Raw genomic sequence first — 24,489 nt, 5'->3', positions numbered from 1 at the left:
TTAACCCGCCTTTCTATGTTCAAATTCTTCGGCCTGCTGATTCTGCGCCGCCAGCTTAATGAGCTGCAACGCCTTTTTGTATTCGTCCTCGTAGGTAAAGGCAATCGCCAGTTCTTTCTTTCCCTGGACACGGATGCTCTGTACCATGTGGATGAGTGCCCTGCGGTCTAAGGTTTCCAGAGTGGCAAACTGCGTAAACTGAGAAATCCAGCGGTTTCGCTCACTTCTGTTTTCCAGCACATCGGTCAGCTTTTCTTTGAGGACACGGATACTTTCCTTGATGTCCTCTGCCTGCTTGGTGTACTTGGCTTTATAGGAAGCGTATTCTTCCTTGGTGAGCATACCACCCACAAGGCTTTCGTAAAGCCGCGCCTTGAACTCCAAAACCTGTTCCAAACGGCGCTCGTTGTCGGTGATGTGGTCGCTGTATTCTTTAGCAAGGGCTTGGTTGATGCTTGCTTGGTCAATGTCGGCAAGCAGCGTTTCCAGAGATGCTACATTGTCAATGTAGGCTTTCAAGCTGTCCCGCACACAGGCGATCAGACTGCTTTCTTTGAGCATAACCGGATGGGTACAGCCCTTTTTCTTTCCGGTAGGGCAATAATAGTAGTGGTACTCCTTGCCGCCTGCACGATTGGTCTTGCGGGTCATACGACTGCCGCAGCAGCCGCATATCAGGATGCCGGAGAACAGATACACGGTATCTTCCTTGGGAGAAGTCCGGGTGTCCAGCCCCTTGATACGCTGCACCAGTTCAAAGTCCTGACGGGCAATCAGCGGTTCGTGGGCTTCCGGTACACGCACCCATTCAGAAGCGGGGCGCTGTTCCATCTGCTTGATTTTGTAGTGGGGCGTACCCTGTTTGCCCTGTACCAAAGTTCCGGTATAGGTTTCATCCTGCAAAATGCGGATGATGGTAGTTGCCGACCATTTGCAATCGGCTTTGTCGGCGTAGCCCTTTTTTGCATAGGGCAGACCGTTGTTTTTCTTGTAGGCCAGCGGGGAGAGAATACCCAGCCGGTTCAGCTCCGCCGCGATCTTGGAAGCACTTGCGCCCTCCAGCCGCATACGGAAAATATCACGGACAACGCGGGAAGCGTAAGGATCGGGAACAAGCTGATTCTTGTTATCCTCGGACTTCATATAGCCATAGACCGTGAACGCTCCGACGAAATCGCCGTTGCGCCGCTTTACATCCAAAGAGCTGCGGGTCTTGATGGAAATATCACGGCAGTAGGCTTCGTTCATTATGTTTTTTACCGATACGGTAAGATCATCGCCGCTGCTGTCATGGGCGGTGTCGATGTTGTCGGTGATAGCGATGAAGCGCACACCGTAGGCCGGGAACACCCGGCGCAGATAGCGGCCTGTTTCGATGTACTCGCGCCCCAGGCGGGAGAGGTCTTTCACGATAACACAGTTGATGTTGCCATCGGTGATGTCTTGCATCATTTCCTTGAACGCTGGACGGTCAAAAATAATACCGCTGTAACCATCGTCAATCTTTTCGGACACAACCTCAATATCCGGGTTGCGCTCCACAAAGTTTTCAATGAGCCTGCGCTGATTGGAAACGCTGTCGCTCTCGCTGGAGCGGTCATCTGTGTAAGACAGACGAATATAAGCTGTTGCTTTGAATTTAGGCATGAAAAAGCACTCCTTTCTCCCGGATTGCTCCCGCATGAAAAGAGTGGTTATCAGGTCTATTAAGTTTTCATCCTTTTCCACACCTATTGTAGCACTCTCTGCGGAAAAATGCGAGGTTGTCGTTTACCGCAAAATGCCTTGCAGACATTCTTCTAATGTTACCCCATTGCCGGCGAAGCAGGCGTTCACCACAAATTCGCCGCAGCGGAAGCGGTAAGGGTTTTTGATCTGGCGGATAAAGGCGGCAATGCGTTCTTCCTTCGGCAAGTCTTTGTCTACCGAAATTTCACGAATGTCCACCAGCTCGTCCGCATGGTTTCTTAATTCATCCTGTGTCGATTGCATCATGGTGATCTCCTTTCCTTGGTCTATGGGTTTTCCTTAAAGTCACATGAATACGCTGACGGCAAAACCGTCAGCGCAGGGTATCTGACTTCAAGGAATAGCCGCGCCGGTATGGTTGGAGCCACATAACATAGGCAGAAAACGGCGCGGCTGTCCTGTTCGTTTTTTGAGATCATCCATCCTGTTTGCCACGCACCCCGGATGGCAGGCATGATGCAGGCCGCCCCTGGCAGGGCTGTCATAACTCCGCGATACCGCTGTCCAAAGGACTGGCGCATACCGCAGGGTTCCCCCTCAAGTCTGTGGGAGGGCGTGAGCAAGTTTCATTATCCGCCGCGCTGTCATCGCGCCCGATTTGCCGAACCGGGTCTAAGGCTGCGTAGATCGCTCAGATAGCTTGTCCAGAATCACCTCCTTAAAGCTATCGTCATGGCGGCGCGCCTTATGCCGCTATCACGCGGGTTTTGTGCCTGCATCATGGTCTATTCAGTTGTCAACGATCAGTGAAAGGTTTCGTGGAGAATGTCCCTTCACTTATCATCTTTTTCAGGGCGATTTTGCACCCTGTTTTTGAGCTTACGGAAATATTTTTTTGATTTTCTTCATTGCGGAACCGATGCTCTTGGAAATATTCTGATGGCTGACACCCTCGATCTCTCCAATCTCATCAATGGTCATTCCGTCAACGAAGTACATCCAAAGCCTGCGGAACTGTGTTTCCGTCAGCTTGTCCCGGATCTGGGAAACCATTGCAGAAGCCTGTCTGCGCCGCTCGGCTTTTTCATGCCGGCGTTCCATAACCACATCAATGGCAGGAATGGCAAGCGCAGCTTCAGACAGATCATCAATGGGCGTATTGTGCTTACCCTCTGCCACATCCCGGTTGTCCTCGGTGTGGTAGTTTTTATCCGACCAGGACTTCCACTTTTGAAATTCTTCCTCGCTGGCGAAGTCCTCGTGGGTCAACCGGATGATATTTCCGTTGGCGTCTATGTAAACAATGGCGTTGGCATCTTTCTTATTCAGCGCATAGCTGCTTTTTCTGTTGAACATACTTTGTCCTCCGTTTCGTTTTGGGTGGGTGGTGAACCGAACCCAAAACGGCGGAGAACGACAGCCGACAGAAAAGCTGTATAAACGACAAAAAGCGCCCGACAGGTCAAAGACCAATCGGGCGCACGGTGATGCAAAACCGCAGGATGCTACACAGTATAGTTCATACTCAATGCCGGACTTACCCGGAGGGGGAGCTGCGCTTTTTTTAGCTGGTGCAGCTCATGGGTATTGTGTAGAAAACAAAAAATAAGCACGGCGGCATCCTCCTATGTGCCGCCGTGCCTTTACATGATGTTAGGGTCGTCGTTCATTTTAGATAGACGAAAGGAAACGGCGGCTCTGATTTCTCAAAGCCGCCGCTTCAAACGGGCGTGTCAAAAGGGCTGCTGTACGACGGCTTTTTTTCTTTTGCCGTCGTGCGGCAGATATGTATTTTCAATTTCTGCTTTAATGATAACGGTTCCAGCTTACAAACAGGTGAATTTTGACTTACGAAACTGTAAGCTCAATAATAGCAGGTGGGCTTAATTAAAAACCCACCTGCTTATATACGATTTGAATTTATTGTGCGCTGATTGTATCAACAATAGACATATTGCGTATTCTCTTGATTGGCCCTTGCACAGCCAAAATTATAGAGATTACAACAATCAACAGAATAACGGCTACCTCTGGTAATGGAGTAGTCCAAGCATCTCCCCATCTATAACTTATCAACATTCCAAACAATAACTTATTACAAAGCAGTCCCAACACCGTACCAACTACACCTCCGATTATGGTATAGGTAAAGGCTTCTGCAACGATCATTTTACTTAGCTGTCCCACGCTAACGCCAATCGCGCGGAAAGCGCCATACTGTTTTAACCGCGCAGACACACTCATTGAAATACTATTGATTATGTTAAAAATTGTGATCATTGCAATTAGGACGAGGAATCCATAGATGAACAGCCAGAAACAATAGTAAGTTCCCATGGTACTGTTGTTACCCATGCGTTCATCAGCGAAAGTAAATGAGGAATCTACCATTTGGCGGATCGCATAAACATCTTCGTCTGTTGCCTCTTTTGCTAACTGCACATCAATAACCGTATATTTCGATTCGCCAGTAAGTTGTTCAAATGTATCCTCTGAACAGATAATTGTTCCAACACCGGCGGCACTATAAAACGGACAGTTGGACAGTATTCCAACAATTTGAATTTCTTTGCTTTTTCCGTCTATATCCAGGGATACCGTATCGCCGGTTTCTATTGTGTTCTGCGAATTATAAACAATCAACCCCGTCCCTGCATCCATTTGCACAGATTCCAGAGAACCCTCCAATAAATAATCCTTTGCCCAATCAAATTGATACTGCTCATAGGAGATCAAATCCATCTTTTTTTCAATGCCGTTTGTGACAGACGGAACCTCGTATGCAAATTTTCTTCCATACGCTAAATCCACAACAGGAGTTTCCTTTAGACTATCGAGTGTTGTTTTGTCAATAGCGCAGGAGTTTTCGGGACTTATGATAGATACATCTGCCGTCCAAGGTTGGAGCGGTGTTAAGGTATGCTGCATGAACTCCACTGTCACAGAGAATGAAAGGAAAAGGATAATACTAAGAGCAAATGAGCTTGTCATCAAAAACAAATTTTTTCGATTTGCTTTTGCATGATAAATCCCAAGTGCTGTATCAATCTTAAACAGTCGTGTATTAGCGGCATTTTTTGCAGGCTCCAAGTCGTTTGCATTACCGGAAACCGCTGCCAACGGAGATACTTTTGCTGCTTTCTTTGCCGGAGAATAGGCGGCGAACAAAACCGTTACCAAACCCACAACGATTCCTGCAAGAATACTTGGTACGCTAAAGCCGAATGTAGGCATCGCTTTGAAAAATTCTGGACTTAGGAAACGCAAAATCGCACATAAGATCCAAATGACAACTACACCGACGGAAATACCCACAGGGATTGCCAAACGGCACCAACTAAGCGCCTCTTTCCGTACTAAGCGCATAACCTGTTTTGGTGTTGCACCGATACAGCGCATAAGTCCGAAAAATTCTGTACGCTGGGCTACATTGCTGTTCAGGCTGCTTGCAATCATCATAATGCCAGCTAACATTACCAGTACAAACAATACAGCCGCAGCCAAATAAACCTGTAATAAAAAGGGAACACGGCTTTGTCCAAGCAATCCAAGCAGATTATTGTTGGAAGATATTTGTTCATCCGATAAATTGCATTGTTCTTTCAAATCTGCAATTTTCCCTTGTATATTTCTTGTATTTGCAAATCGGGCATAAAACATGATGCCATAATCATTCGGTTCCCCGGCTGATACATTCGGATAAATAGTGCAGTAATCCTCTGTGTTCAAAATGATGCCGTAGGAGTCACCACTCATGATCGAGGCGGTATTATTCATAAATCCTGATATGGTAAAATTCAGTTTATCGCCATCAGGCGTTTCTACGGCAATGGGATCACCAATCACAACCCCCATTATCTGCTTTGCATTTTCAGTCACCAACGCTTCATTGCTTGTCTGCGGAAAAACACCTTCTTCAAGTTGGTCAGTCCAGATTTCAGTTATATAGCTCTCATCACAACCGCATATTGCTACATTTTTTCCGCCCAAAGTATAGCCTAAATTTCCACGATAGTTGAGAACACCATACGGTGAAAACACTTCTATATCAGGCCGTGAAGCGATAATTGCTGCTTCCTCATTGCTGATATTCCGAATGGCAATATGCCAATTTCCAGACTCCTGCTGTGCCTGTAAAATCTGGCTGCGGATGAACATATCTGCCATTCCAAAAATAGTTGTAACCAGAAAGACCGCCAGCACAATGCAAAATATAGACATTCTGCTTTGCTTCTTGTGGATTTTTGAGGATATGGGAACAAGGTCAAGATAATGCTTCATTTGTTTTTCCTCCCAAATCCGTCAAAACACCATCGGATACCCGGAACACCCGATCAACGGATGCAGTCAGATTCTTATTGTGGGTAATCATCAAGATTGTTTGCTGGTAGCGACGGGACGCCTGTGTAAGCAAGGTAATAACATCCTGACTATTCTTGCTGTCCAGATTGCCAGTAGGTTCATCCGCCAGAATCAGTTTGGGTTTTGTGATCAACGCTCGACCAATGGCAACACGCTGCTGCTGTCCGCCGGAAAGTTGGCTCGGCAGATGATGCCGACGCTCAGTAAGCCCCAAGAGTTCCAAAATTTCTTCTATCGCTGCCGGGTCTGGCTTGCGATAGTCCAAGAGAAGCGGAAACATGATATTCTGCTCCACATTCAGCTCGGAAACCAACTGAAAGGATTGGAAGATAAAACCGATATTACGACGGCGGAAAATCGTGCGCTGTTCCTCTTTCATGGAAAACAGGTCTTGTCCATCTACCAAAATGTGGCCGGAAGTAGGAGTGTCCAAAGCTCCAATACAGTTCAGTAGTGTGCTTTTGCCAGAGCCGGATTCTCCCACAACGGCAGCAAATTCACCCTTGTCCAGCGAAAAGGAAACCTTTTTTAATGCTTCGACTTTCGCCTCACCCTTGCCATAAGTTTTACATAAATCTTGTACTTTCAATATTTCCATAGTCATCAGTACCTCCTTTCTCAAAAGGATAGCAAAAGCAGCTTACAAGCAGGTGAATTTGACCTTACAGTTCCGTAAGGAAAGAAAGTGTAAACCGCGTACCTTTTCCAGATTCACTTTGTACGGAGATAACACCGCCTTGCCCTTCAATAATGGACTTGGCAAGGGGAAGCCCCAGCCCGATTCCTTGTGTATCAATGGAATGTTTGCTGCGATAAAAGCGTTTGAAAATATGGTGAATATCTTCCGGGGCTATGCCGTTTCCATTATCAGAAATGAAAATCCGAAACATGGCAGGAGTGCGATCCCATGTTATATAGACAATGCCGCCAGCTTGTGTGTGATCCAGCGCATTTTTTACAATATTTCCAATTGCTTCGCCTGTCCATTCCATATCACAGATAAGCTGTTGTTCACCATCACCATCTATCTGAATCTGCTTGTTTTCGCTTTTAGCCCTTGTGGTTAGTTCATTGACGGAATGAGCTATCAACTCGGACACACGGCAGCTTTTTTTCTCAAAAACAATGTTTCCCGTATCCAGCCGGGTTATTTTCAGCATGGATAAGATTAGCTGCTCCATACGCTTTAGAGAAATCCCCATCTTCGCCGCAAACTGCTTGACCGTTTCCGCATTTTCCGGCTCACTTTCAATGATCTCCTGATACATAGTGAGGGCTGCCAGAGGCGTTTTGAGCTGGTGAGATATGTCGGATATGGTGTCTTTCAAAAACTCTTTTGCTTTATATTCTGTTTCATTTTTGGATTGGAGCATGGTTGCAAGCTGTTCTATCGAAGAAAACACCTGATAGATTGCGCCCTCGTAATTCTGCGGTAAATGACAAGAATAATCTCCATTTATGTAATTTGATAATATTTTGTCGGCCTGTTGGTACAATCGCTTCCTTTTCCAGAAAAAAACGAATACTCCTATGGTAAGCACAAAGAGAAAAAATAACACAGTGCATAGCATGGTGCAGAAAACGGAACGCTGAAATTGATTGAAATAAGGCCGCATACTGCTTTCTGCCTGTTTTCCCAAACCCGCAGCCGTTAATAATGACCTGCCGCCTTCACAAATGTTCGTATTCGTAAAGGCAACTGCTATCACTTCTTTAGAAACCCCCTGTTCCAAAAGTGAGGACGAAATCGCTTCATCGTGTTTGAGCCACAGGACTTCCACATCGTTCACCTGATAAATAGTCAAAACAGTTCCGGTCCCTACAAACAACAGGGAAAACAAAATTAAAAATATCAGGAAGCCTTTCATCTGTCTATCTTGGTACAAGCTCATACAGACACCTCTTTCCATTGGTAGCCAAATCCCCGGATGGTTATGAGGTGTTCTGGATGGGACGGATCGGTTTCCACTTTCTCACGAAGCCGCCGTACATAGACGGACAGGGTGTTATCATCCACAAAATTTCCTGTGTCATCCCACAACTCATTCAGAATGATGTCCCTTGTCACAACGCGATTTGCATTTCTCACCAGCAGACAAAGCAAACGATATTCGGCGCTTGTCAAATCCAGTGCTTTTCCCTTTAAGGTTGCACGGCTACCAAACAGATCAATGGTAATGTCGCCACATTCCATAGAAGCGTTTTTTTCGTTTTTGGAAACTCCGGCCCGACGCAGCAACGCCCGGATGCGGGAACACAATTCCCCCAGTTTGAAAGGCTTGGTGATATAATCGTCCCCACCGCTGTCTAATCCACGGATTATACTGATTTCTTCATCCGATGCAGTCAGGAAGATAATCGGTATCTGCTGATTTTCTTTTCTTACTCTTTCGCATACATCAAATCCTGTTCCATCTGGCAGAGTAACATCCAAAATCAATAAATCGTATCGGTCGAGTTCAGATAGGCTTTGTTTTGCTTCACATACTGTACGGGCAATTTCAACTTCAAATTCATTCTTTTTCAAAGAGTAGACCAAGCCATCTATCAGACTTACATCATCCTCCAATAGCAATATTCTATTCATGTTTTAGTTCCTTTCCTTGTTTTGTCCGACCATCAACTGGCTTCTCCGCAGTTTTTGGTATCAGCCAGACAGTAGCCATTTTCACAGCACCGGGGATACGCCCATCGGCGCAGTAGTAATTTATCATCCGGGCAGAGATACCCCATTTCTCGCTTGCTTCTTTCAGCGTCATGTAATCCATAAGCATACCTCCAACACCCAATATTATATTTCTTTTGCTCGAAGAAAGCAAGTTGGGGATTGTGAATTATAAAATGTAGATAAAGCGCATACGCCATCATTCCCAGCGCAGACTATGAACTATACAATGTAAGTGTTGGAGGTGATTCGTATGGCAAAAGTGAAAGACTGTCCCGGCTTTGAAACCTTTGGACGCGATATTGTAATGGCACGGGAAGCCATCGGCCTGTCCCGCAGGGCGCTGGCTGAGCAGGTGAATATCGACCCGCGCTATCTTGCAAATATAGAATTAAGCGGAGATATACCGAGTATGCCCGTGGTAATACAGCTCATCAAAATTTGCAAGCTGCCCTTTGCACGGTATTTCAATCCTGAAACCGTGGCTGGCATCAGCGATGAACGGCAGCGCGTATCACACAAATTGCGGCTCTGCCCGGAAAAATATCTGCCGATTATCGAGGCAACCATTGACGGTGCAATCAAGCTGGACGACGAATAGAGGTCGCTTTACGAATAGTTAGAGCGGCCTCTATTTTTCTTTGTGTGGCAAGCCGTTGCGGAGAGGGAAAACGGGAAGGAAAGAAAGCGGCAAGCAATGCAAAGCGGTACCCACTTTGCGAAAACTGCCAATTTCCGCTTTTGCGGAAACCGACCGTTTCATGCTTGTTGAGGCTCCGCCCCAATCCCCGCAGAACACAAAAGTTGTGTTCTGGAACGCAGGATAAATCCTGCGGCTACGCGATTTTTCAAATCGCTGGATGCAGGCAGCTTAACGCTGCTCCGCCTCTTTCTCTTTTTGCACATTCGGTTCCTCCCGTACTTCTTCCAGCTCCAAAATGCGGTCAATATTCGCCTTGGCGGTCAGCAGCTCCTTCATATCCTCGCGGGCTTTCCGGTACTCGGCGTATGCCGCTTTTTTCTCTGTCATCAGCGCGGCGTATTCGGCCTGCAAACTCTTGACAGTGGGGAGTTTCTGGATGCCCTGGTCATCGAAAAACTTCTTTGCCGCCTTATGGAGTGTGACCTCACTTTCATGCTCCGCAAGAAACTTCTTGGAGTAACCGGCCTTGCGATAGGCAACATAGGTATCGCGGGTCTTGGCATAGTTGATGATATGAGTTCGCATCACGGCAATCTCCGCCATACGCGCTTCTGCGGATTTGATTTTCGCAGAAAGTTCATTGAACCTGGTGGAAGCTGCCGCCGCTTTTTCTGAGAGAACGCTGTAATCTATAAGCTCGTGATCTTGCAGATAGGCTACCGTCTGCGCCATCTGTTTCAGATTAAACAGAGTAGCCCAACGCGCATAACCGACACCTTTGCCCTCCTGCAATTTTGCTTGAATGTCCACCAGCAGATTCCCGCTGCGCTTCTCCGGTGTCGCTGTTCCTGTCCAGCGTTTCCGGGGCTTGTGTTCCTTTTCCCCGGCAATCACCGCGCGGAGATCTTCGGGCGTATAGCCTGCGCCCAGGGTGTCCATGCGAATGGAATATTGCTGTTCACCGCCGAACAGGGACGGGACTTTCTTTCCCTTGATTTCATAACCGGCCTGCTGCAGCAGTTCCAGCAGAGCTTCAAGACTTTCGGGCTTTTGCGCCAGCGCATCATCAATGGCGGCGCAAATCCGCTCACGGTGGGAGGGCTTTTTCTTATCGCCCAGCCACTTATTATAGCTCTTGCCGTGACGCTTCGGATTCTCCACGATGGAGTATCCGTTCTCAATGCAGATGGTGTCATTGAGCCGCCGCACAGCGCGGGTGCTGCCCCAAAAGTTGCGGAACTTCCGTGTCTGATCCAGCGCGGTGGAGTTCCAAATCACATGATTATGGATATGCTCTTTGTCGATATGGGTGCAGACGATATAGGCGTGGTTGCCCTTGGTAAACCGCTTGGCAAGCTTACAGCCCAGGCGGTTTGCTTCCTCCGGGGTGATCTCGCCGGGGACAAAAGATTGCCGCAAATGGTAGGCGATCACATCATCCTCGCCGCGCACTCTGCCGGTCTTTTGGATGTACTGGTTCTTGGTAAAAAGAAATTCAGCATCCGCGATCCTGCTGTCACATTGCCAGCTCGTAATCAGTCTGCCATTATCCGTCTTTTGTGGATTTTTGGAGTAGTCGATGATGTCACTGATTGCCTGTCCTACGGTGCGGCCTTTGCCGGTGTGCAGGGGCATCAGGCGTGTGGTTGCCATAGAGTGTTCACCTCCCAACAGAACAAAACGGCCTGCCGAAGCAGACCGTTTCATTTTATTGTTTATCGGATTTGTAGCGTACAACAGGGAACTGTTTTGTCTTTTTTCCTACTTTCCGGCGTTCCAGAGCAAAAACCATATCGGAAGTTCTTTGAAAATATCCCTCGTCCTTTTTCCAGCTTACACCACATTTGCAATGCTGTAAGCCGATGAATTGCTGCTTCATTTTTCTGCCGCAGTTGGGACAGATCTTATTACTCGCGCCCATCGTTATTTTACCTGTGCCAACTCATACAAGCTGCGGATGGAATCCATGACTGTGTGCCAGGGCAAGTCGGAAGCATAGGAAAATTTCTTCTGATATGCCGCCCATAGCTTTTCCATGACCGGACTATTTTCCACTTCGTCGCATACCTCCATTGCATTTGCAAGGTACTTTTCTGTTCCGCGCTTTGTAGCGGTAGCAATCAGAGCGGCACTCAAATCAGCGGCGGAGATGCTGTGTCCGTGGAGCTGATTCAGAATGTGCAGATCGTAAAAATCCCTCATACGGGTGTTGGCAGTAGCGCGGGAAACAACAGTTTCCAGCTTCTCGGCCAGAACTGTTTCCAGATTGTACGCCCATATTTCAATCGTGCGATCCTCCAGCATGAGCTTGAAGCTGTACCGGACTTCTCGCGGAGTAATAGCATCGCCGGTGGAAATGTCGATCTTCAGCGGCGTAATCACACGGTCAAACTCTGTTTCCATACTGACGCGGATGCCGGGATATTCCGCTTCATCCATGATCTCGGAAATACGCTTTACCCGGAAATCTACACCATCGTCTATCGGAACAGAAATGATGGCGGCAATCATATTCTCCACTTCCTCAATGCCGACAGTTGTGCCTTTGACGGTTGCATCAATGTCCATGGTGGAACGGGCATCCAGGCCAACCATAGCAGCTACCAGCATACCGCCTTTTAAGATAAATTTGTCCTTGTACTCCGAAAGGGATATGCGTTCCAGAAAACGCTCCATCATATAGTTCCGCATTAAAATCTGTGCATCCGCAGATTTGGTCTTTGACAGATTGCGAATCAGATCTTTAAGCTGTCTTGCTGTCTTTATCATAGAAGTACCTCCATATACTGTCGTAGCATTTTTTCTACATGGAACATCTGCGCATATTGCATCAGCTTCCGTAAATCCTTTTGTCTCCGGGCTGCATACTGTTTGAGTGCATCCTGAAAAGTCTGCATCTCAATACCGCTTCGGCTGCGGATAATATCGCAGATGGTGCGCTCCGCATCATATACCGGAACCGCATGGCCAAAAGGCGTGTTCATTTCAATCACACCAACACCGTGCAATTCCTTTTTGATTGTGTAGACCTTAATACCATCTGCTTTCAGACTGGCAGGATTGTATCCGGTTTTTACGGTGATGGAATACTCGCTCGGTTCCCGGTCTGTCAAGTCGTGAAGAAACAGAGCGGATTCATGGGAGAATACGCCCTGGGCGCAGCGGAGATGAAGGATATACATGGCATCCGTCCAGGCATCGGGAGCAATGTAAATCCCATGCGCGGCCTGCTCAATGCCGTTCTTTTTTGCGTAAGCGTAAAGCGTATGCTTCGCAATGCCATGTTCCAAAACCTGTGCGGTTTTGACAATGCCGTGATTTTGCTCAAAGAGCAAGTCAAGCTGTTCAAAGGTTGTCATGCGCTCACTCCTTTTTTGCTAATATTATAATCGAGATTAGCAAGAAAGTAAACAGCGATTTTGAAACAAGCCGGAGCAATTTTGCCCCGGCCTGCTGTTTATCCATATAAAAAGTTTTTCATTGCCGCATTTGCACCTTGCAGCTTGCCCAGCATCCAGACCGCCAGCATCGGCAATCCGAGGGGACTTATGAGAAATGCAATCACCAGGAGGATGATGCCGTTCTTCACGGAGTAGGTAATCAGCACCGCTACGGCAAGCAGGGAGAGCAGCGCACTTGCCAGCTTGAACACAAAGGCGGAGCAGGAGATCAGACCGGCACACAGCCAGGTGAACAGGGTCAGTGCCAACGATACCGGCGCAAAGAGAATTTTCAAGAGGAACATATCGCGGCCTCCTTTTCACATTGTTCCGTGAGCGCATCACACTCCGTTTTGACCTTCGCTTTTTCGGCGGCGGTCATATCGCGCTCCCCATCGGTGAGTTCCATTTCCCGAAAGCTGGTGTAGGCATCCAGCAGCGCATCCCGCAGGGTTTCCGGTGTGGGGCAGTATTCCACGGTGTTCCAGTCCTCGCGGTATTTATCCCAGCCCATGACCGTGTACCCCCGGCTGGTGAGGATGACTTCAAAATCCGCATCGCGGCTGAGATAGTCAGCGAATACGGTCAGGACGATTTCATTTGTCAGCATACGCTCCGCATCTCCTTTCTTCGCGGCCTTGTTTTTTGTTACGATATAAGCATACCGAGTATCGGCTTTTTTTGCAATGATATGGCAAAAGAGGGGCAGCGGCGAAAATGCCGCCGCCCTTCTGATGTTATTTGAGCGCCGCCAGTGCGGAAACGATTTGCTCCGCCGCTGTCCATATCCGTTCCTGATTCTGTTGAATGTCCTCCAGATCGGCTTCATAGATACGGCCTGTTTCGTGGGCGCGCTTGGTGAGCTGGTTGAGATTGTTGCTGGAATAGCGAAGCAGGGACACCAGCTCCCGCAGCTCCGGCAAGTCCAGCTTCACCACATAACCGTCAATCGCCATCTTGCGGAGATATGCTGCCATATTGGTAGTGCCGAACTGCACCATTTTGGTTTCGATCATTTCCCGTTCCTGTGGGGTCACGCGAAATTTAAGTTGAATATCCCTTTTCCGCTTCGCCATGGCTTAACGCTCCTGCCCTTTGGACTTAGCCGAAAGTTTCGGCGAAGTTGCTTCTGACTGCTTTTTCAGCTTATCACGGACAGAGGATTTCTGCTGTTCCTGGGCGTGTGTTTTCCTTGCCTGTGAGAGAAACAGGTCGGTCAGACCGGGATGGCTGCTTACCACAAGATAGCAGTTGCGGTCAGTCCCCCAGGCATCGGGATTTTCAAAGATGGGAACGGTTTTTGCCCATGCCTTGTTGTCCTGCGAAATGCGACCATCCCAATCCTTCTGCTGGACGGTTACGGCAAGCACATGGAAAACACGGTCATATCCAAACTGCTCCACCACCTGTTTCACGGCATCGCTGCCAAGGCGGTTATCGCGGTAATGGTCGCGGATCGCCGCTTCAATGGCTTCCTTGCAGGCCATGTTCGCCTTGTTGGAAGCACGGTAGGCGTTCAGCTCGTCATGCTCCTGTGCATGGGACGCAGGGTATTTGTAAACGGGAACATCTTTCATCATCGTACCTCCATTTCTTTCTTGTGGGGCTTATCCTGTGTGCCGCGTACCGGCGGTGCTTTCAGCTTGTCGAGGACGGAAGGACGGGCAGACTTTGCCACGATCTGTTCGGGCTGTGCCTGTCCCTTGCTGTCCAGATTCAATTCCATATCCAACTCAATGAGCCGCGCCGTTTTCTCCGCCAGCTCCCGTTCCTGGGGGAACGGTTTGCCGACTTCGGCCTTTGCCGCCGCCTGCTGGTTATAGAGGTTTTCAAGCTGATCCTGCACATTCCGCAAACGCTCTGGCATTTTCTCCAGCGCATTTTCGATACGGACAAGGTTGCCCCTTGCATCTGTGCCGAGTTCGATACGGTGGGTCATCTGCCCTCTGAGTGTCAGCGTGTATTCCTGTTGGAAGGAATCAAAGGCAACGGACATGGCAAAACCGCGATAGCTGCCGATCTGCACCGGGTCTTTGCCCTTTACCTCCTTGCAGGCATCCAGCAGGGCGGCACCGGCGTTTTCCTTATCGGTGAGCTTATCGCCACGGATTTCCATGCCGATGAAGCCCTCCACCGGGAGCGGGTGCGCCGCGAGGGTCTGCATATCTGCTTCCAGTCCACGGATAAAGCCCTTGCTTTCTTCAATCTTCTCCGGGAAGTATTTCAGCAGATTGTCCTCCAACCGGAACTGCTTGCTTTGGTGGTCTGCTTTCATAATTTTGAGCTTGGCAACCTCCACATCCAAATCCATACGCTCTTTTATGCGCGGATCACCGGCACACAGCGCTTTGATTTCCGCAAAAGACAGCGCCGTGGCATCCACATCCTCACAGGAGCGTACCGGGGATTTCGAGGTCATAATCTGCGAGATGAACCGCTGCTTGTTCTCCACGGTCTGCCAGAGGTAGGCATCAAAGGTTCCTTCGGTGACATAGCGGCATACATGGACTTTTTCGTTTTGGTTGCCCTGTCGTTCAATACGGCCTTTTCGCTGGGTAAGGTCACGGGGTCGCCACGGACAATCCAAATCATGTAGGGCAATCAAGCGATCCTGCACATTGGTTCCCGCGCCCATCTTGGCGGTACTGCCCATCAGGACACGCACCTGACCGCTTCGGACTTTGGCAAACAGTTCGCGCTTTTTGACTTCCGTATTGGCATCGTGGATAAAGGCGATCTGCTCCGGGGGCATACCACCGGCAATGAGCTTTTGGCGCACATCCTCATAAACCGTAAAGGGAGATTCATCCTTTTCATCGTCCAGAGGGATGGCATCCTCCAACGCACGGATTTCCGGGCTGTCCAGATTGCCGGGAGCTGCCTTTGCCGCCCTTTGGGATGGAGCGGTCTTGGGGGTGGATATGTCGCAGAACACAAGCTGGGTCAGCTTATCCGCTTCACCGTCGCGCCAGTATTGCAGGACATTTGCGACACATTGGTTGACTTTGGTGGTTTCCTCATCGGGGAGCATGGGATTGATAATGCGCTGGTCAAGTCCCAGCTTGCGCCCGTCCGAGGTGATTTTGAGCATATTGTCCACTTCGGGCTTGACCTGACCGCTGTGTACCTTGGTGGCGCGCTCCGAGAGAGCTTTCACCATTTCCTGCTGAATTTCCGTAGGCTTGGTAGCAATGGTGTGGTACTCCACCTCCGGGGTCGGCAAGTTGAGCTGGTCTGCGGTCTTGATGTCGGCAACCTCTTTGAACATATTCATCAGTTCCGGGAGGTTGAAGAACTTGGCAAAGCGCGTTCTTGCCCGGTAGCCGGTTCCCTCCGGGGCAAGCTCCAGAGCGGTGGTAGTTTCACCGAAGCGGCTTGCCCAGCAGTCAAAGTGTCCCATGCCCATCTCTTGCAGACGGTCATACTGTAAGTAACGCTGGATGGTGTAAAGCTCTGTCATGGAGTTGGAAACAGGGGTGCCGGTGGCGAACACAATGCCGCGCCCTCCGGTCAACTCGTCCATGTAGCGGCACTTGGAGAACATATCCGAGGATTTCTGCGCGTCTGTTGTGGATAGTCCCGCCACATTCCGCATCTTGGTATAGAGGAACAGGTTTTTGTAATTATCCGATTCATCCACGAACATCCTGTCCACGCCGAGCTGTTCAAAGGTGATTACATCGTCCTTGCGGCTGGTGTCTTGCAGCTTTTTCAGCCGCGCTTCCAGTCCCTTTTTCGTGCGCTCCAAACTCTTGATGGTGAAGTTCTCGCCTCTGTTTGCCTTGACTTCGCTGATACCTTCGGTGATTTCCTCGATCTGCTGGCGCAGCAAACGCTCCTGCCGCTCCGGGCTGATGGGGATTTTCTCAAACTGCGAATGACCGATGATAACGGCATCATAATCGCCGGTGGCAATTCGGGCGCAGAACTTCTTTCGGTTACGGGTTTCAAAGTCCTTTTTGGTGGTGACAAGGATGTTCGCGGAGGGGTAAAGGCGTAAAAACTCTGCCGCCCATTGGTCGGTCAGGTGGTTCGGCACAACAAAGATGGATTTCTGGCACAAGCCCAGCCGCTTGCTTTCCATAGCGGCGGCAACCATTTCAAAGGTTTTGCCTGCGCCTACTTCGTGTGCCAACAGGGTATTGCCGCCGTACAGTACATGGGCAATGGCGTTTTTCTGATGCTCCCGCAGGGTGATTTCGGGGTTCATGCCGGAGAATACGATATGGCTTCCGTCATACTCGCGGGGGCGGGTGCTGTTCATTTCCTCGTTGTACTGGCGCACCAGCGTTTCACGGCGCTCCGGGTCTTTCCAAATCCAATCCTTGAACGCATCCTTGATAAGTTGCTGCTTCTGCGCCGCAAGGGTGGTTTCCTTGGCATTAAGTACGCGCCGTTCCCGCCCGTCTGCATCCTCCACGGTATCATAGATACGGATGTCGCGGAGATTTAGGGCATCTTCCAGCAGACGGTAGGCATTGGCACGGTCTGTACCGTAGGTGGTGTATGCCGCCACATCGTTGTAGCGCACGGAGTTTTTGCCGGATACCTGCCACTCTGCCGTATAAGGCACATAGTTGACCTCGATGGTTCCACGCAGATACCGGGGCGTTTCAAAGGTTTCGTGCATGAACTGCTGAATGTACTTCTTGTCAATCCATGTCGCGCCCAGGCGCACTTCAATTTCGCTGGCTTCCAAATCTTTGGGCTGCGCGGCGATCAGGGCATCCACATTCCCGGCAAAGAACGGGTCACGCTCCGCCGCCCGCTGTGCGGTGCGGAGTTTCTGGCGCACATTACCGGAGAGGTATTCATCGGCGGTCTGCCATCCCTTGCTCCATTTCGTGCCGCCATCTTCCAAGTCAAACGCGCCGGTGGTGGGGTCTTTGTAGATTACGCCTTTCAAGTCCTCTACGATCTGCGGGATTTTATCGCTGCCGCCCATAAGGGAGGCCATGAAGCCGAGATCTACGCAGGCTTTTTCTCCGATGCAGACTGCAAGTGCTTCGCTGGCGGTGTCTACGGTTTCAACACGGGTCTGCTGCTTGATGGTTCGCTTATGGAACATATCCGCTTTGCGTTTCAGCTTCCCGTCATCATCCAGCACTTCCAGAGAACACAGGAGGTAGTAAGAGGAATCGTCCGAGAACGCAAGACGGTTTGCACGGTCATTGAGCAGACCGTATTTTGCAGAGAACGCATCATACAGGCTGTTTAACTCTGCCTGTTTCTCACGGATGGCGCTTTCCGGGCTGTATTCGTCCATCTGAAGGTCGATCAGCTCATTCACGCAATCCCGCAGGCCAACCATGCCTTTGACACGCTCTGCGGCGGTGGCATTCAGCTCCGGTTTTACCATGCGGCTGTTTTCCCGGTAGTACACTTCGCCATCCACCACGGTATAGGAGTAATTTTTTACATTGGGGTCAGCGGGGATAGAGGTGTCGATTTCTTCACCTTCGCCCAGCTCCGGCAGCTCCGCTTCCTGATATTTGCCGCGAATGTACTTCACGGCATCGTGAAGCTGGTCAGCAAGTTCCAGTCCCTCAATGGGAGCAACGGTAAAGTCCTGTCTGCCATATTGGGTGCTTTCTGAGGTCTGTCTGCCTAAGATCATCTCCGGGTGGTCGATGAAATAGCTGTTGATGGCAAACCCGTCCTCGTTCTGCCCCAGATGTACCCACTCCGGTTCAATGTCAATAGAACGGTCACGCTTCTGGAGGAAGATAATGTCCGATACCACTTCCGTACCGGCGTTTGCCTTAAAAGCATTGTTCGGCAGACGGATCGCGCCCAGCAGCTCCGCCCGTTCCGCGATGTACTTGCGTACTTCGGGGGATTGCTTATCCATGGTATAGCGGGAGGTTACGAAAGCAACAATGCCGCCCGGACGCACCTGATCGAGCGTTTTAGCGAAAAAGTAATCGTGAATGGAAAAACCGAGCTTGTTATAAGCCCGGTCATTTACCTGATATTGTCCGAAAGGCACATTGCCGATGGCAAGGTCGAAGAAGTCGCGCCGGTCTGTGGTTTCAAAGCCAGCCACGGTAATGTCGGCCTTGGGGTAAAGCTGCTGTGCAATGCGTCCGGTGATGCTGTCCAGCTCCACACCATACAGGCGGCTGTTTCGCATTTCCTCCGGGAGAAGCCCGAAGAAGTTGCCCACACCCATAGACGGCTCCAGAATGTTGCCGGTCTGGAAGCCCATGTTGCCAACCGCTTCATAGATCGCCTTGATAACGGTGGGACTGGTGTAGTGAGCGTTCAGGGTGGAAGCTCTTGCCGCTTCATATTCCTCCGGGGTCAGCAGTTGTTTCAGTTCGGTGTATTCGTTGCGCCAGTTTTCCTTTGTGGGGTCAAAGGCATCTGCAAGACCGCCCCAGCCCACATAACGGGACAACACTTCCTGCTGTTCAGGGATTGCCTGTCTGCCATCCGCTTCCAGAGATTTCAGCAGCTTAATGGCATTGATGTTCGCCTGATACTTCGCTTTTGCGCCGCCCACGCCCAGGTTATCGTCCGTGATATGGAAATTCTGCGCGTTCCTGCGGATCTCCGCCTTGGATTCCTCATACATAGCTTCCTCGGCAGCGGCGGTGTTGGGGAAGGTGCGCCACTCACCATCAATCCGAACAGATACGGGATTTCCGTCCAGCACTTCCTCCAAATCGGGTTCCCGGTCAGCAGAAATAGTCTGTGCAGGCGGGTCATGTTCCGGTTCGTCCACCCGCAGCCGCTCTACCACAATGTCATAGGGAAGATTGTTTTTCTCGCCGGAATAAAATGCCACGGGTTCGGTGGTGATCTGCGGCTGTCCTGTTTCCCTTACTTCCGGTGTGAACAGATGCGCGTTGCGCTCATCCCTGCGGATGTAGTCCTCGAACATTTCCCGGTTGATGGCTTGATGGCTCCAGCTATACGGGCCGGTGTCGATCCGCACATCAATCTCTCCGATGTAGCCGATTGTCCCCTTGATGTCGCGGTCAGGGTACGGCACGACCACGGTATCGCCCACTTTGTAGGACGGAACGCCCTCCAGCGTGATCGGCTCCCGTGAAACAGGTTCGTGATAGAAACCATCGCGTTCCTGCTGATACATGGCGCGGAGAACAGGCACGATTTCGTCCCATTTGAAAGACAGCTTGGTATTAAATTTGTCCTGGATTTCAATTTCCAGCCCCACGGTGGTAGCACGGAAGTCAGCTTCCTCGCCACTGAGAAGGTTCATGGTTTCTACGGTTCCCGCGTAGGTTTCGGACATACGGTGACTGATTTTCTTATTGCCCTCACCGTTGCGGAACCACTTGGAGATGATTTCCTTATCCCTTGCATCCAGCAGACCGCCTTCGCCGGTCAACACATCCTGCAAATCCGTGTCGGTAATATCCAGCTCCGCAGGGAGAAATTCTGTGATACCGCCGTTGCGGTAGTCCTGCTGCAACAGCCGCTCAAACTGCGCCTTGCTTTCCGCACGGAAGATGGGATAGGCCAGCGCCGGGTCACGGAGCTGCACATTGTAGTCCCCTACTTCGGTGATCTCAAAGAGGGTGTCATCCAAATAGACAGTATCGCCCACCTTGTAGGGTGTTTCGGTATATACCGCCGCAGGCGTTTCGGCAACCGGCTCCGGTTTTTCTGCCGCAATCGCCTGTTCCGCAGGGACAACAATAATATTGCCCTGATCCATGTACCGCTCAAAGTCGGTTCGCTCCATGCTGACAGCTTCCTGCTCCGGTACGCTTGGCATGGTGTACCAAACATCATCCTCGTCCACACGGTCAATGACCATGGAAACCTTTGTGTCAGCATCAAAGGATGCAAGCAGATGATCGCCGGGGTGGTAGGCGTTTCCGTTTGGCGTGGTGAAAATCACAGATTCCGGGATGCCCTGGGTGCGCTGGATAGCGGCAAGATAGTCAATCGCATTTGCCTGTTCCGCAAAGCGAAGCAGTTGGCCGCCCTCGCCGTAATACTTCTTGATAGCATCATCCCAAATGCCGGTAATGCCGCCCTCATAAGGCAGCAGACGGATGGAATAGCGGTCAGGGGCATCCATTGCCTTTTCCTGTGCGGCGATCTGCTCCACATCATTCATCACCTGACGGATGAACGGGTCATTGTCAAGCTTTTCGGGGTCAACTACTTCGCCGTTTACAATGCCGCGTTGGGCAAGGTTTTCACGGATGGCAATGGGGTCAACATCGTCCAGACGGTCATACTCCGCTTCGGTATAGAATTTATCCTCTTTGATGAGCTGTGCGATACGCCGCTGTACCTTTGCCCACGGCAGTACCGCAGGCTCCGAATTGCCAACGGAGATTTGCAACGGCAGGGCTGTATCGCCCATGCCATATTCCTGTGCCAGCCATGCGGCGGTGTCCTTTTCCCGCCCATGCTCTTTCATATAGCGCATGACAGCGCGTTTGCTTTCGATATTGCCGTTCCATTCCTGCAAGGCCGCGTCAATATCTGCCTGTGTGACTTTATACGGTGAAGGTGTTACCGTAGTTGCCAGTGCGGGATAGGTTTCTTCCAAAAGCTCCTGATGCAGACGGTTATGGAAGGTCGGCATATCAAAATAGAGCTTTGTAAGTTGGAGATCACCGGATTCTGTGACAATTCGCTGGATAGCGGCTGCGCCCTCGATATAAGCGTTTTCCCGGTCAGAGTTGCGGCAGGCGTTGATATAGGCGGGGTCTGCAACCAGCGTATTACCAACGGATAACTTGTACTGCTCAAACAGTTCCTTTACGGTAGGCTGCTGATCAGAGGCAGGGTTATGGAATACCCTTGTACCGTCTGCACCAAACTCTGCTTCATGGACGTCGATTGCCCGCTCTGCTTCATGGTCAACAGAAAGCAAGGTGTAGATATTCCTTTCGCCGCTGTCACGGTTCAACGAAGCAATGGTCACATCGTAATCATCCCGTAGGCGCTCCACATACTGTTCCAGCGCGTGTGCGGGAACACCGCACATTTCCACGCGGCCTGCTCCGGGGATGGGGCGTGTAGTCAAATGCAAATCCAGCTTTTCGGCTGTGGTTTTTGCATCTTCGCCGTACATCTCAAAGAAATCACCCACCTGATACAGAACAATATCGTCCCGATGGTCATGCTTGATGTCGTTGTAGTCCAGAAAAGCCGGGGATGGAGAAACAGTTTCCTGCGGCTGTTCGGCGGTTTCTTCCGCAATTTTACCCGCTTCTTCCTGTGCCTTTGCTGCCTTTTCCGCTTCGTACTTTTCAAGAACTTCCGGGGTGAAGTACCGCCCCTTGCGGATCAGCTCGTCAATGCGCTTGGCAACCTGATTCCAGTTCAGCTTTACATCGGCGCAATCCCGCTTGTTGTAGCGCAGACCTTTACCATCGTGATCTTCATGGCTTCCCGTTGCACGGGAAAGGGCATGGGAATGACCGCCGATGCCATACTCCTTTTTCAAGAAGTCCGTCTGTTCCTTTGGGGTGTGGGGTTCCCGGAAGAAGTCATAGATACGGCCTTTCCCACCGGAAAAGCTGCTTCCACCGGACAGGGCTGCGTTGATTTCGTCCTCGGTGATAAACTGCTTTGTTTCGGGCAGCTCCGTCATAGCGGTGGAAAACTCGCGGCGCGGCAGGGACAGGTCTTTCAGATTGTTCCAGATTTCCTGTGTTTTATGGAAGTGGAAACGCATCAGACTCCGATCCTGGCTGTATGCAGTCCAAAAGGCGGCATATTCATCTAAAAGGGTCTGTCTGAAAGCGGGGTTTTTGAGAGCTTCGGATAGTCTTGCGGTAGCTTCGGGATAGCCGCCCCTGCGGTATTCCTGCAAACAGGACAGATACCCTTGTTCCCGTGCATCCTCGCTGAGATCTCCGCGCAGATGCCAAAGGGCGCTTGCAATCAGGTCGCGTTCATGCCCGTGGGCTTCCTCCAGTTCCACATTGGTGGCATACTGACCGGCATCCAAGAGCTGACCGATACGCTCGGCGGCTTCCTGCCATGAAATGACCTGTGCAGTGGCAGAGTACCGGGCGGTGTTGCCTTTTGCCAGATGGATGCCATCTTCGGCATACCACGCGCTGATGCTCTTATCACCGATTTTGATGCCGTTGCCGCCATAAAACAGATTTTTGAGGTATTCCGCATTTTCTTCCACGGACTTCTGCTTGGAAAACTCTGCGGCAATCTTTTTGCGGTGGTGGTCTGCATTGCTTCCAAGGCGCAGGAAATGGTCGATTTCATCCTGGGCAAAAGAAAAAGCGAAGGGCGTTTTTGTTACGCTCTCCGCTTGTGCGATGTATTGGATTTGTTCTGCTTCCGTGGGGAAGAAGGATAGCTGCCCGCCGCCGGGGGCATCAAAGATGCTTAGCTGAACACCAGCTCCGCGAGGATCACTTCCTCGGCCTGTGCTTTGAGGGTGTTCATCAGTCCCGCCCACTTCATCGGGTCGCTGGCTTTCAGTTCCTCCGTCACGCCCGCCGACTTCATCAGTTCGGGCATCATCAGTTCCAGACGGTTGTTCGCTGCTTCCTCGATCTCCCGCAGATGGGGGTACAGCTTCTCCGACAGCAGCAGGCTGTTCCACAGCACCGGACGATGCTCCTTCAGATAATTCTTCCGCATCCTCCCGTACTTGCCCAACGTGGTCTGCGGCTGTTCGCTCAGGCTCAGATTGGGAATCAGATAATCCCCGCTGCGCGTGTAAGTCAGTTCGCTCATGGTTTTCGCTCCTTTCCGCGATTTTCTCGCGCTCATAGTTTTTAATCGTAACTTCGATCTGCCGCAATACCTGTTCGCTGGACTGGCTGATAGCCGTACCCAGGGCGGCAACGGTCTGAGGGGTATTGAAATCAAAGACATTCAGAAAATCTTCATGCTCGAAGTAATCTCCCGGCTCCATGCCGCAGCGGGACAGCAATGCGTAGGTGGTGCTGACCACGGCGGCGTTCCGAAAAGCCACTCCGATGTTGAAATCATCATACTCTTCCAGAAAGGAATCGTCAACGATGCCGAGGATGTCGCGCCCGTGGTTGTTCCAGTATTCATCCACAAGCTGCGCCGCGACACGCTCCAACTGATCGGCAAGACCGTTTTCACCGGAAATATCAAAACGGCGTTCCAGCGCCGCAGACACCACATCCCGATGCTCCGGCTGATATTCCCAAAAGTAAGGGCGGCGAGAGTTCTCGCCGCCTGTGTCGGATACATCGAATACATATCTCAGCTTGGGATTATCTCCGGTAGTGTCAATGAGGGCAATACCCTTGCTGCCGCGCCGTACATACCGGCGCATCTGTTTGTTCCAGAGGTCATATTCCGCACAGGCCGTAGCTTCCGGGCGCTGGGCGAAAATCATAAGCTGTTCATTGTAGGGGTACTTATACAGCCTTGCAGCGGTGGTCAGAAACGCCGTCCACTTTTGGTAGCTTCCCGTGATCTGCCCCGCCGTGTGGTCTGCCATCTGTGCGTAGAACTGTAATTTACTCGGCATCCATGTCCTCCTTTTCAAAATCCGGGAATAAGTCCAGAGTTTCAAACTCCGCATCGGTCATCCCGTTCAGTTTCGCAATGGCGCTGTCCGTCAGCTCACGCAGCTCCGCTTCATCGGCGGCAAGGTAGCCGCGCATTTCTGTCAGCGCCGCAATCAGCCCCTCCCGTGTGCCGGGATTGTAAAGGCTCATAAGCTGCTGCTCGTCAAAAGTGATGTTCAT

At 50.6% G+C, this 24,489-nt stretch carries 21 protein-coding genes; 2 read left to right on the top strand and 19 right to left on the bottom strand.

The annotated features are described in order from the left end of the window. The 8 genes from FYJ39_RS05510 to FYJ39_RS05475 form a co-directional block, all read right to left on the bottom strand. Window positions 1-1,647, bottom strand: coding sequence for a recombinase family protein (locus FYJ39_RS05510; RefSeq protein WP_154471498.1), 1,647 nt, complete (start codon window positions 1,645-1,647; stop codon window positions 1-3). A 123-nt stretch (window positions 1,648-1,770) separates the two neighbouring features. After that, entirely contained in the window at window positions 1,771-1,995 is a 225-nt protein-coding gene (locus FYJ39_RS05505) for a DUF6870 family protein (RefSeq protein WP_407923829.1), read from the bottom strand. Window positions 1,996-2,568: 573 nt separating this feature from the next. After that, window positions 2,569-3,045, bottom strand: a complete 477-nt coding sequence (locus FYJ39_RS05500; protein ID WP_154471496.1) for a sigma-70 RNA polymerase sigma factor region 4 domain-containing protein — start codon at window positions 3,043-3,045, stop codon at window positions 2,569-2,571. A gap of 564 nt (window positions 3,046-3,609) precedes the next feature. Next, window positions 3,610-5,970 (bottom strand): ABC transporter permease, encoded by a 2,361-nt coding sequence (locus FYJ39_RS05495; protein WP_154471494.1) that lies wholly within the window; start codon window positions 5,968-5,970, stop codon window positions 3,610-3,612. Continuing rightward, complete coding sequence (locus tag FYJ39_RS05490; RefSeq protein WP_154471492.1) at window positions 5,954-6,649, bottom strand: ABC transporter ATP-binding protein; 696 nt, start codon at window positions 6,647-6,649, stop codon at window positions 5,954-5,956. The genes FYJ39_RS05495 and FYJ39_RS05490 overlap by 17 nt, the downstream gene beginning before the upstream one ends. A gap of 64 nt (window positions 6,650-6,713) precedes the next feature. Further along, a complete protein-coding gene (locus tag FYJ39_RS05485; RefSeq protein ID WP_154471490.1) occupies window positions 6,714-7,943 on the bottom strand; it encodes a sensor histidine kinase in 1,230 nt (409 codons plus the stop codon). Further along, window positions 7,940-8,638 carry a response regulator transcription factor gene (locus tag FYJ39_RS05480; protein WP_154471488.1) on the bottom strand — a complete coding sequence of 233 codons (699 nt, stop codon included), beginning with the start codon at window positions 8,636-8,638 and terminating at the stop codon, window positions 7,940-7,942. The genes FYJ39_RS05485 and FYJ39_RS05480 overlap by 4 nt, the downstream gene beginning before the upstream one ends. Beyond that, window positions 8,631-8,819, bottom strand: coding sequence for a helix-turn-helix domain-containing protein (locus tag FYJ39_RS05475; protein WP_154471486.1), 189 nt, complete (start codon window positions 8,817-8,819; stop codon window positions 8,631-8,633). Before FYJ39_RS05475 ends, FYJ39_RS05480 begins: the two co-directional genes overlap by 8 nt. A 150-nt stretch (window positions 8,820-8,969) precedes the next feature. Here FYJ39_RS05475 and FYJ39_RS05470 point away from each other — a divergent pair, with 150 nt between their 5' ends. Beyond that, window positions 8,970-9,317: a helix-turn-helix domain-containing protein gene (locus FYJ39_RS05470; protein WP_154471484.1), complete on the top strand. Its 348-nt coding sequence runs from the start codon at window positions 8,970-8,972 to the stop codon at window positions 9,315-9,317. A 270-nt stretch (window positions 9,318-9,587) separates the two neighbouring features. On the opposite strand, the gene FYJ39_RS05465 is transcribed toward FYJ39_RS05470, so the two are convergent. The 10 genes from FYJ39_RS05465 to FYJ39_RS05415 all read right to left on the bottom strand — a co-directional run bounded on the left by FYJ39_RS05465 (window position 9,588) and on the right by FYJ39_RS05415 (window position 23,497). Beyond that, window positions 9,588-11,012 carry a relaxase/mobilization nuclease domain-containing protein gene (locus FYJ39_RS05465; protein WP_154471482.1) on the bottom strand — a complete coding sequence of 475 codons (1,425 nt, stop codon included), beginning with the start codon at window positions 11,010-11,012 and terminating at the stop codon, window positions 9,588-9,590. A 55-nt stretch (window positions 11,013-11,067) separates the two neighbouring features. Beyond that, entirely contained in the window at window positions 11,068-11,280 is a 213-nt protein-coding gene (locus FYJ39_RS05460) for a hypothetical protein (protein ID WP_154471480.1), read from the bottom strand. A 2-nt stretch (window positions 11,281-11,282) separates the two neighbouring features. Continuing rightward, complete coding sequence (locus tag FYJ39_RS05455) at window positions 11,283-12,128, bottom strand: nucleotidyl transferase AbiEii/AbiGii toxin family protein (RefSeq protein ID WP_154471478.1); 846 nt, start codon at window positions 12,126-12,128, stop codon at window positions 11,283-11,285. Beyond that, window positions 12,125-12,718 carry a type IV toxin-antitoxin system AbiEi family antitoxin domain-containing protein gene (locus tag FYJ39_RS05450; protein ID WP_154471476.1) on the bottom strand — a complete coding sequence of 198 codons (594 nt, stop codon included), beginning with the start codon at window positions 12,716-12,718 and terminating at the stop codon, window positions 12,125-12,127. Before FYJ39_RS05450 ends, FYJ39_RS05455 begins: the two co-directional genes overlap by 4 nt. A 98-nt stretch (window positions 12,719-12,816) precedes the next feature. Then, window positions 12,817-13,104: a CD1845 family protein gene (locus FYJ39_RS05445; protein ID WP_154471474.1), complete on the bottom strand. Its 288-nt coding sequence runs from the start codon at window positions 13,102-13,104 to the stop codon at window positions 12,817-12,819. Beyond that, a complete protein-coding gene (locus FYJ39_RS05440; RefSeq protein WP_154471472.1) occupies window positions 13,092-13,409 on the bottom strand; it encodes a hypothetical protein in 318 nt (105 codons plus the stop codon). Before FYJ39_RS05440 ends, FYJ39_RS05445 begins: the two co-directional genes overlap by 13 nt. A 127-nt stretch (window positions 13,410-13,536) precedes the next feature. Further along, complete coding sequence (locus FYJ39_RS05435) at window positions 13,537-13,875, bottom strand: plasmid mobilization protein (RefSeq protein ID WP_154471470.1); 339 nt, start codon at window positions 13,873-13,875, stop codon at window positions 13,537-13,539. Between the two features lie 3 nt (window positions 13,876-13,878). Next, window positions 13,879-14,379, bottom strand: coding sequence for a DUF3849 domain-containing protein (locus FYJ39_RS05430; RefSeq protein ID WP_235919745.1), 501 nt, complete (start codon window positions 14,377-14,379; stop codon window positions 13,879-13,881). Continuing rightward, window positions 14,376-23,084, bottom strand: a complete 8,709-nt coding sequence (locus tag FYJ39_RS20815; protein ID WP_456236682.1) for a MutS N-terminal domain-containing protein — start codon at window positions 23,082-23,084, stop codon at window positions 14,376-14,378. The genes FYJ39_RS05430 and FYJ39_RS20815 overlap by 4 nt, the downstream gene beginning before the upstream one ends. A gap of 59 nt (window positions 23,085-23,143) precedes the next feature. Then, window positions 23,144-23,497: a TnpV protein gene (locus tag FYJ39_RS05415; RefSeq protein ID WP_154471468.1), complete on the bottom strand. Its 354-nt coding sequence runs from the start codon at window positions 23,495-23,497 to the stop codon at window positions 23,144-23,146. On the opposite strand from FYJ39_RS05415, the gene FYJ39_RS05410 reads away from it, so the two are divergent. Then, the gene (locus FYJ39_RS05410; RefSeq protein ID WP_154471466.1) at window positions 23,496-24,257 is read left to right on the top strand and encodes a hypothetical protein; all 762 of its coding nucleotides are present in this window, start codon (window positions 23,496-23,498) and stop codon (window positions 24,255-24,257) included. The genes FYJ39_RS05415 and FYJ39_RS05410 overlap by 2 nt on opposite strands. 1 nt (window position 24,258) lies before the next feature. Here the strand turns inward: FYJ39_RS05410 and FYJ39_RS05405 are convergent, their stop codons facing one another. After that, a complete protein-coding gene (locus FYJ39_RS05405; protein WP_154471464.1) occupies window positions 24,259-24,489 on the bottom strand; it encodes a transposon-transfer assisting family protein in 231 nt (76 codons plus the stop codon).

Source organism: Clostridium porci (assembly GCF_009696375.1).
In the GTDB taxonomy this organism is placed as follows: Bacteria; Bacillota; Clostridia; order Lachnospirales; family Lachnospiraceae; genus Enterocloster; species Enterocloster porci.
Note: the sequence above shows the minus strand (reverse complement) of the source record. Positions and strands in the feature narration are given on the sequence as shown.

What these genes read in the sequence shown, in the direction of transcription:
- FYJ39_RS05510 (WP_154471498.1), bottom strand. Translation starts at nt 1,647, where the DNA reads ATGCCTAAATTCAAAGCAACAGCTTATATTCGTCTGTCTTACACAGAT.
- FYJ39_RS05505 (WP_407923829.1), bottom strand. Translation starts at nt 1,995, where the DNA reads ATGATGCAATCGACACAGGATGAATTAAGAAACCATGCGGACGAGCTG.
- FYJ39_RS05500 (WP_154471496.1), bottom strand. Translation starts at nt 3,045, where the DNA reads ATGTTCAACAGAAAAAGCAGCTATGCGCTGAATAAGAAAGATGCCAAC.
- FYJ39_RS05495 (WP_154471494.1), bottom strand. Translation starts at nt 5,970, where the DNA reads ATGAAGCATTATCTTGACCTTGTTCCCATATCCTCAAAAATCCACAAG.
- FYJ39_RS05490 (WP_154471492.1), bottom strand. Translation starts at nt 6,649, where the DNA reads ATGGAAATATTGAAAGTACAAGATTTATGTAAAACTTATGGCAAGGGT.
- FYJ39_RS05485 (WP_154471490.1), bottom strand. Translation starts at nt 7,943, where the DNA reads ATGAGCTTGTACCAAGATAGACAGATGAAAGGCTTCCTGATATTTTTA.
- FYJ39_RS05480 (WP_154471488.1), bottom strand. Translation starts at nt 8,638, where the DNA reads ATGAATAGAATATTGCTATTGGAGGATGATGTAAGTCTGATAGATGGC.
- FYJ39_RS05475 (WP_154471486.1), bottom strand. Translation starts at nt 8,819, where the DNA reads ATGGATTACATGACGCTGAAAGAAGCAAGCGAGAAATGGGGTATCTCT.
- FYJ39_RS05470 (WP_154471484.1), top strand. Translation starts at nt 8,970, where the DNA reads ATGGCAAAAGTGAAAGACTGTCCCGGCTTTGAAACCTTTGGACGCGAT.
- FYJ39_RS05465 (WP_154471482.1), bottom strand. Translation starts at nt 11,012, where the DNA reads ATGGCAACCACACGCCTGATGCCCCTGCACACCGGCAAAGGCCGCACC.
- FYJ39_RS05460 (WP_154471480.1), bottom strand. Translation starts at nt 11,280, where the DNA reads ATGGGCGCGAGTAATAAGATCTGTCCCAACTGCGGCAGAAAAATGAAG.
- FYJ39_RS05455 (WP_154471478.1), bottom strand. Translation starts at nt 12,128, where the DNA reads ATGATAAAGACAGCAAGACAGCTTAAAGATCTGATTCGCAATCTGTCA.
- FYJ39_RS05450 (WP_154471476.1), bottom strand. Translation starts at nt 12,718, where the DNA reads ATGACAACCTTTGAACAGCTTGACTTGCTCTTTGAGCAAAATCACGGC.
- FYJ39_RS05445 (WP_154471474.1), bottom strand. Translation starts at nt 13,104, where the DNA reads ATGTTCCTCTTGAAAATTCTCTTTGCGCCGGTATCGTTGGCACTGACC.
- FYJ39_RS05440 (WP_154471472.1), bottom strand. Translation starts at nt 13,409, where the DNA reads ATGCTGACAAATGAAATCGTCCTGACCGTATTCGCTGACTATCTCAGC.
- FYJ39_RS05435 (WP_154471470.1), bottom strand. Translation starts at nt 13,875, where the DNA reads ATGGCGAAGCGGAAAAGGGATATTCAACTTAAATTTCGCGTGACCCCA.
- FYJ39_RS05430 (WP_235919745.1), bottom strand. Translation starts at nt 14,379, where the DNA reads ATGATGAAAGATGTTCCCGTTTACAAATACCCTGCGTCCCATGCACAG.
- FYJ39_RS05410 (WP_154471466.1), top strand. Translation starts at nt 23,496, where the DNA reads ATGGTTTTCGCTCCTTTCCGCGATTTTCTCGCGCTCATAGTTTTTAAT.
- FYJ39_RS05415 (WP_154471468.1), bottom strand. Translation starts at nt 23,497, where the DNA reads ATGAGCGAACTGACTTACACGCGCAGCGGGGATTATCTGATTCCCAAT.
- FYJ39_RS05405 (WP_154471464.1), bottom strand. Translation starts at nt 24,489, where the DNA reads ATGAACATCACTTTTGACGAGCAGCAGCTTATGAGCCTTTACAATCCC.